Annotated in this window: 1 protein-coding gene; it reads left to right on the top strand. The window is 70.3% G+C overall.

Translation table 11 applies throughout. The annotated features are described in order from the left end of the window. A partial coding sequence (locus EN804_RS35420; protein WP_135922359.1) for a DUF1338 family protein occupies positions 1-347 on the top strand: 347 nt, incomplete at both ends.

Below are 347 nucleotides of genomic sequence, written 5' to 3'. Positions count from 1 at the left end.
GCATCTTCACCGACGGTGCGCTGGCGCTGATCGACCAGGCCGAGCGTGACGGTGGGCTGTCGCAGGCCGACGCCGAGCGCTTCGTCGATGAAGCCCTGGAGACCTTCCGTTGGCACGGCGATGCCACGGTCGACCTGCCGACCTACCACGCGCTGCACAACGCGCACCGGCTGGTGGCCGACGTGGTCAGTTTCCGCGGCCCGCACATCAACCACCTGACCCCGCGCACGCTGGACATCGACGCCGCGCAGGCGGCGATGATCGAGCACGGCATGGCGGCCAAGGCGGTGATCGAAGGCCCGCCGCGCCGCGCCTGCCCGATCCTGCTGCGCCAGACCAGCTTCAAG

The sequence above is a fragment of the Mesorhizobium sp. M8A.F.Ca.ET.161.01.1.1 genome, from assembly GCF_004792105.1.
Taxonomy (GTDB): domain Bacteria; phylum Pseudomonadota; class Alphaproteobacteria; order Rhizobiales; family Rhizobiaceae; genus Mesorhizobium.
This window is presented reverse-complemented; position numbering and strand designations above follow the sequence as displayed.